The sequence below is a fragment of the Vibrio sp. Isolate22 genome, assembly GCF_022398115.1.
GTDB lineage: Bacteria > Pseudomonadota > Gammaproteobacteria > Enterobacterales > Vibrionaceae > Vibrio.
This window is the reverse complement of sequence record NZ_JAKEUW010000107.1, coordinates 1-5,983: the sequence shown is the minus strand read 5'-3', so window position 1 is coordinate 5,983 and position 5,983 is coordinate 1. Positions and strand designations below refer to the sequence as shown.

Sequence of the window (5,983 nt, the reverse complement as noted above, 5' to 3'; positions counted from 1 at the left end):
GTGATTGGTTGTATTGCTTCCAGTTGGTTGTTTTGTAACGAGGCTTAGGCATAGGACTACGAGAGAGAGTGGAGGTAGCTGCTCAGATCGTAGGTTCTGGATTTAGTTCCATTGAATTACGCAACAAAGCCCGCCAGAAGGGACGGTATTAGCGAGCCAGATTGACTTAGCGCCTATCAAACAGTTTCTAAACAACGAGCCTTATCCCATTCTTGGGGATGACCCGATCAATCCCGGTTCTCACAAGGTATTCTCTGTTGCTGCGATTGAAGAGTTAGGCTCAACCGTGGGCTACCTGTATGTCTTGATTGGCAGTAACCGACATACTGTGATTGCTAATTCACAAGTCGACACACCTTATATTGCGTTAGCAGGACTCATGTTGATCTCAATTCTAGGTTTCGCCGTTGGTGCTTATTTGCTTGTAAAGCGAAGCCTTTTGAATCCTATCGAAGAAGTGACCGATAAATTGCAGCAGCAAGCAGAACAAGATTTCCGACTAGATCCTAATTTTGTTCATCAAGTACCAGAACTGGTGCCGATCGCTCGCTCTTACCAACTCATGGCTAAGCACATCCAACAACAATTTTTACAACTCGAATATCAGTCATCACACCGAAGACAAAGTTTGTTGCAGTTGAGCCATGATTTGAAAACGCCGCTATCTAGTGTGTTGGGTTACCTTGAAACATGGAAGATCCAAAACCCTCAATCCTATCCGCTAATTGATGTTGCTTACAGAAATGGCAATAAACTGTCAGAACAGCTCCATTCGCTGTTAGATAGCGCTAAGCAGGATAACCCTTTGCCAGCCTATCAATATGATTCAATCGACTTCAATACGCTAATGACAGAATGTCTGGAAACGATGCAGAGCCAATATGTGCAGAAAGGTGTGTTGCTTGAGGTCAATCTACCTGATGGAATTAAAGCGGTGGGTGATAGCCATTTGCTTGAGAGGCTGATATTGAACTTGTTAGACAATGCCTTAAGGCACAGCCCAACTGGAACAGCAGTTTCACTGAGTGTCGATTTAGAGCCAGATTCGAAAAGGGTTAGGGTGGTTATTCATAATGAGGTGGAACGTGAAGCGCCGAATGGTTCATTGGGTATCGGGGCTAAAATTGCTCAGTCGATATTGATGCTGCATCACAGCGTACTAGAAACAACAAAGGCAGAGAACTCATTTCAGCAAAGCTTTTATTTGCCTTCTGTGTAGTTCATTCTGCCTTTGTAATGAGCTGGGGTAGTTTACTGAAGCCTGTTGAAGATTAAGGGACGTTACGCGTCTTTTTTCTCTTCGTTGCCTTCATTTACTTTTGCGTAGAAGTGAAGTAGCTCAGTGAGCTCTTTAACCCAACCAAACGCATCTTTTGGTGCGTTCTTTAAGATTATCTCAACTTTCTCACAGTGCACTTCAATTGCGATCGCTTCTTCAAGGTTGAAAGAGATCGAGTAGAAGTGCCATAACAGCAGGCGAGTTATGCGCTCGATGTTTTGCTGTGAGTTGTCCGATTCAGAAAACGCTAGGTTTACTTCACCAAGTGCAATTGCTGTCATTCGTAGCATTGCATCGAACTTCGCTGATTGCATGCGTTCTTCGCTGGTCACTTCTTCTTGTTCGAATGTGAATAGCTCTGTCATTGCGTCTTCAGGAACAAGGCGATGGATCATTCTTAAACTAAATTCTTCTAGTTCATGGCGAGGCATGGTGATTAAACAATTTAAGGTGTAGTCGCGTTGCATGGTGTTCTCTTGAATCGGCAAAAAGGTCGCACAGTTTAATGGAGAAGCGTGCTGAGAAAAAGAAGATTTTAGATAAGCCTGCGAAGGTAGGCTTATCTAGACATCGTTGTTGTGAAAGTGAGTAGTAGGAACGCTTGATCAAGCGCAGTTAAGCCTTGCTGTGAGTGGGAGGCTGATACTGCATTGATTGATCATTTCTCATAAAGATATTGCTTGCCACCAAGCTGCCAATACAAATAGAACCAAGAGCTAGCCAGGTTAGCGTGTCAGGGATCTCACCAAACATTGGGATAGCAAGCAGAGTCGCAATTGCGGGTGTTGCGCTTCCAAATGCGGCGGATCGCTCTGCTCCTAAGGTCTTTACAGCATAAAGGTATGTGAACGCCGCTATTAAACCTGCGCCAACGCCTTGTACTGCAGAATGCACAACAAGCTCGGTAAATGGCCATTGAGCGATGGGGGTGTTTGCTAGGTGGCTAGGGAGCGTCCCGGTAACGATGAGAAGCAATAATAGTAACGTCGAGCAGAGAGAGATGAAGCCAGCACTCACCAACGCGTCAAGGTTGGCCACACGAGCAGAAATTGTAAATATCGCCCACATCACGCTTCCGCATAAGAATAGCAAATGTCCCTTGGTGTATTCGAAGTTAAAACTGCTTAAGCTCGAGCCCAAAAACAGCACGATTCCAAATAACACCATCGCTAACCCGGCGACTCGATGTCTGCTCAATGGTTGTTTAAAAAAGAGGACCGCAATGCCTGTAACAAATAGAGGTAGTGTCCCGGGAACTAAAGCACTTCCGTGAGAAACCGGAACGAATTGCATCGCTGTGCCAGCAACAAGCAGGTAAGGCAGGCCACTACCGATGAACATACCGAGTAAGTATTTTCTAGGCACCGCAGTGACGATGTTACGGGCTTTCCACACTAATGGCATAAGCACGAGGGCTGGTATGAAGAAACGCGTGAGAGCGATGTCTGCGGGCGTTAAATTTGAATTAGCGCCGCCTTTTAGTGAGAGAAAAAAACTTGCCCAGATCAGCAAAGTGACAGTAATGGAAAGATAGCCAAGCTTCATAATATAAACAAACAAGTGAATGGTGATTCATTATGAGGGGATTCGCGTGCCTCAAGTTGGCAAAATTGAATGAGACTTTACTTACTATTGGTGATTTTTGCTAACATAGTGTTAATTATTGGTGACTACAACCCTTGATACTGCCTTTAATGTTTGCCAAGCTGATTGTTGATCCACCTAAGTGAGGGCTGTTTTTATTGCTCTTTTTAATATCAAAGGATAAGTCGCGTTATGGACAGAATAGATAGACACCTTCTTGAATTGCTGCAAAAAGATGGTCGATTGACAACCGCTGAACTTGCTGAGGAGGTCGGGTTATCTGCGTCTCCATGTGCTAGGCGTATCAAAAGGCTTGAAGAAAAAGGGATTATCGACGGCTATCGCGTGAGCTTGTCGCGAGAAAAAGTGGGTGTGGCAATGAGTGTGTTTGTCGAAGTGAGTCTAAACAATCACCAAGAGGTGTCGATCGATAAGTTCGAAGGTGCGATTGTCGAGATGGAGGAGGTGATCAGTTGCCATGTTGTCTCTGGCGCTTATGATTATCTTTTGGAGGTGGTGAGCCCAAACCTAATGGCCTATGAAGCATTTACTAGAAAGCTTCAGCGGCTATCTAACGTCAAAGACATCCATACACACTTAGCGATAAGGCAAGTAAAAGGTCATGCGCCGCTTCCAGTGTATACCGACTAACACGATGGAAAGTTTGGTTGTCATTGGGGGGAGTGAGCTGAAAACGAAATGATTTGCTCGTCTTGGAAGAATGTTAGACCACCAAAAAACTCACACAAAATGGCAGACTCTCGGCAATAAAAAACGGAGCACCTCGTGAAAGGTACTCCGTATATGATAGGTGCAAAACTTAGTGATACTTAAAGTTAGAGATTGAACAATCTCCAGTTTGTGCATTAATTCTGAATGAAAAAGCATGTGAATGATAATCCACACCGTCATTCCAGATTGTTTCTCCAAATATCTTACATAGCTCTAATTCACTCACTGAACCGAACTCTTCCATGTGTTTAGCTACAGATAAAAGCTTAGCTCTTATCTCTGCAGTCCATTCCGTGTTACTCAAGCAGTTGAAAGCCATAGTTTTTTGCATATTACCTAGCCAAAATGTTTCTTGTTATTAAGTTATATGAAGATTCATGATAACAATTTTCTGGCGTTTGTAAATCTATTTTGTGATGAATCTCTCACATAATTACTTGCATTGGTTGGAAATTGAACTTTGTTGTTGATAGTTAGCACATTAGTTTTACAAGTTATTGATAAAGCTTTGATTAAGGCTGGGTTGAATACATTTTCATCAGGCGCAGCTGATTTTGCAGATAAATCTAGCGAAGCGGTTCGTTTGATTGAACGCTTTCCCGTTCATTTGATTGGCGCGCAGCATCGATCATTGTCGCTTCCTGACGATACCTAAACGATAGTTGCCTGAACTTTTCACTTAGCACATTAAGGTCTTGTGAGAGAGACTCCGAGCTCTTCACATGTGACAGTGCACTTTCTGACTGGCGCATTAGCTTGGCTTTATCACAATCTTGAGCCATTGCTTCCCATAGTTGAGCAAGAGAACGAGCGCCTTCTAGTTCGGTCGATACTACATATGATTGTTTAAGCAGAACTTCGGAGATATCGTAAGCGGTATTCATGTGGCTGTTGAGCTGCGTATTAAATCTTTGTTCGTATTTTGCCCAAAGTTCAACGACTTGCTCTTCAGTGAAATGTTTAGACAGTAGGGTCTGTGACTCATAGGTTGAGAGAACTTGATTGAATTCTTTTGTGTATTGGTTATAGCGAGTTTCAAAGGCGAGCTGACGAGCTAACAGCGTTTGCCAACTATCACTGTTACATTCACTGGCTATTACCACACTAGCACTTAAAGAGACGTTTATGATCAGAACCTTAACCCAAAAACTCATGACCTTCCTCTACTTACGATGTTCTCAATAAAGAGTGTAGATGAGCTGATGCGTGAGTTGATGTACACTGGAAATTCACTTCTAACGGATAAGCTGGTGGATTGAATGAAAAAAGCGCTGATCGCTTTATTTGTATTGTTAATCTTGGGTGGAGGAGGCGCTGCGTACTACTTCTTCATTATGAAGAAAGATCCTACGTCACCAGAAAAAGTTGAAGAGCCCGTTGCTGAAACTATTGAGCAACCTATATCTGAATTAAAGCCTGTTATGGAACTACAACCTGAGCCAGAGCAGACAGAGTTTTATGTGTTAGATAGAAAGCTCGAGGTGGTAAAACAGCCTGAGATTGATGGCTTGATAACGGACTACCTCTACAAAGGGGAAAAGGTCGAAGTACTTGAGAAGCAGGGCGATTGGGCACGTATTTCAGATTATACTGTTCTGAAAGAAGGTGGACCTGAGATTGCTGAATGGGTGGCGATGTCAGGCCTCTCAAATGATGAAGTGGTTATTTCTGATAAGGAAAACAAAGAGATATTAGACTCTTACCTAGTTAAGTCCGACGACCTTAAGTTGTACCAGGAGAAATTTCGAAATTCAGTTGCTAAGTTGATTTCTGAAGGTGAGTGCGTGCCTAGTGACTTTGAAGAGTTAGGTGGTTGGGTAAAATCGGTTCGGTATAGCGAGCGCGATGTTTACTTTATCTACTGCGGTGGTTTATCTATTGAAAACAAAATTTATCTCGATGTAAATACAAATGAAATACTTACAGATTAAGAGATGATCAAGTATTAATATTGAGTATGTAGCCGGCTTTGTTGCGTAATTAAATTTAGATATAGAGCCAACCCGTTTCGCGTATTTCTTGGTCAATACGACAGGTTTTAGGCATACCTAACCTAGTAAGCTTGTTCAACGCTTTTATCATCGCGTAAGTTTCACCCACCTGGGCATTGTAATTTCTTAAGCTCAGTTTCCCTCCTAGCAACTGTTTAACTCGATACATCGCTGTTTCTGAGAGTGAACGCTTGTGGTATCCATACCGCTCTTTCCAATACTTATTTGAGCCGTATAATTTCTGGCAACCCACGGCGAGATTTCGAGGGTGACCACGCTCATACATCGCTGTTTCTGAGAGTGAACGCTTGTGGTATCCATACCGCTCTTTCCAATACTTATTTGAGCCGTATAATTTCTGGCAACCCACGGCGAGATTTCGAGGGTGACCACGCTC

At 43.1% G+C, this 5,983-nt stretch carries 6 protein-coding genes and 2 pseudogenes; 3 read left to right on the top strand and 5 right to left on the bottom strand.

Annotated features, from left to right (window positions below):
- Positions 1-133 precede the first annotated feature (133 nt).
- Positions 134-1,219, top strand: a pseudogene (locus L1D55_RS26530) (HAMP domain-containing sensor histidine kinase); the annotation flags it as partial.
- A gap of 62 nt (positions 1,220-1,281) precedes the next feature.
- Here L1D55_RS26530 and L1D55_RS26525 read toward each other — a convergent pair.
- Both L1D55_RS26525 and L1D55_RS26520 read right to left on the bottom strand, forming a co-directional pair.
- The gene (locus tag L1D55_RS26525; RefSeq protein WP_239919449.1) at positions 1,282-1,746 is read right to left on the bottom strand and encodes an exoribonuclease R; all 465 of its coding nucleotides are present in this window, start codon (positions 1,744-1,746) and stop codon (positions 1,282-1,284) included.
- 148 nt (positions 1,747-1,894) lie between these two features.
- Positions 1,895-2,824, bottom strand: coding sequence for a DMT family transporter (locus L1D55_RS26520; protein ID WP_239919448.1), 930 nt, complete (start codon positions 2,822-2,824; stop codon positions 1,895-1,897).
- Between the two features lie 231 nt (positions 2,825-3,055).
- Here L1D55_RS26520 and L1D55_RS26515 point away from each other — a divergent pair, with 231 nt between their 5' ends.
- The gene (locus L1D55_RS26515) at positions 3,056-3,514 is read left to right on the top strand and encodes an Lrp/AsnC family transcriptional regulator (RefSeq protein WP_239919447.1); all 459 of its coding nucleotides are present in this window, start codon (positions 3,056-3,058) and stop codon (positions 3,512-3,514) included.
- A 169-nt stretch (positions 3,515-3,683) separates the two neighbouring features.
- On the opposite strand, the gene L1D55_RS26510 is transcribed toward L1D55_RS26515, so the two are convergent.
- Together L1D55_RS26510 and L1D55_RS26505 are read right to left on the bottom strand one after the other, a co-directional pair.
- Complete coding sequence (locus tag L1D55_RS26510; RefSeq protein ID WP_004740110.1) at positions 3,684-3,926, bottom strand: hypothetical protein; 243 nt, start codon at positions 3,924-3,926, stop codon at positions 3,684-3,686.
- 235 nt (positions 3,927-4,161) lie between these two features.
- Positions 4,162-4,749 carry a hypothetical protein gene (locus L1D55_RS26505; protein ID WP_239919446.1) on the bottom strand — a complete coding sequence of 196 codons (588 nt, stop codon included), beginning with the start codon at positions 4,747-4,749 and terminating at the stop codon, positions 4,162-4,164.
- 105 nt (positions 4,750-4,854) lie between these two features.
- Between L1D55_RS26505 and L1D55_RS26500 the strand changes: the two genes are divergently transcribed.
- On the top strand, positions 4,855-5,526 hold the full coding sequence (locus L1D55_RS26500) for a hypothetical protein (protein ID WP_239919445.1): 672 nt from the start codon (positions 4,855-4,857) through the stop codon (positions 5,524-5,526).
- A gap of 55 nt (positions 5,527-5,581) precedes the next feature.
- Here the strand turns inward: L1D55_RS26500 and L1D55_RS26495 are convergent.
- Positions 5,582-5,983: pseudogene (locus tag L1D55_RS26495) on the bottom strand (hypothetical protein); the annotation flags it as partial.

What these genes read in the sequence shown, in the direction of transcription:
- L1D55_RS26525 (WP_239919449.1), bottom strand. Translation starts at nt 1,746, where the DNA reads ATGCAACGCGACTACACCTTAAATTGTTTAATCACCATGCCTCGCCAT.
- L1D55_RS26520 (WP_239919448.1), bottom strand. Translation starts at nt 2,824, where the DNA reads ATGAAGCTTGGCTATCTTTCCATTACTGTCACTTTGCTGATCTGGGCA.
- L1D55_RS26515 (WP_239919447.1), top strand. Translation starts at nt 3,056, where the DNA reads ATGGACAGAATAGATAGACACCTTCTTGAATTGCTGCAAAAAGATGGT.
- L1D55_RS26510 (WP_004740110.1), bottom strand. Translation starts at nt 3,926, where the DNA reads ATGCAAAAAACTATGGCTTTCAACTGCTTGAGTAACACGGAATGGACT.
- L1D55_RS26505 (WP_239919446.1), bottom strand. Translation starts at nt 4,749, where the DNA reads ATGAGTTTTTGGGTTAAGGTTCTGATCATAAACGTCTCTTTAAGTGCT.
- L1D55_RS26500 (WP_239919445.1), top strand. Translation starts at nt 4,855, where the DNA reads ATGAAAAAAGCGCTGATCGCTTTATTTGTATTGTTAATCTTGGGTGGA.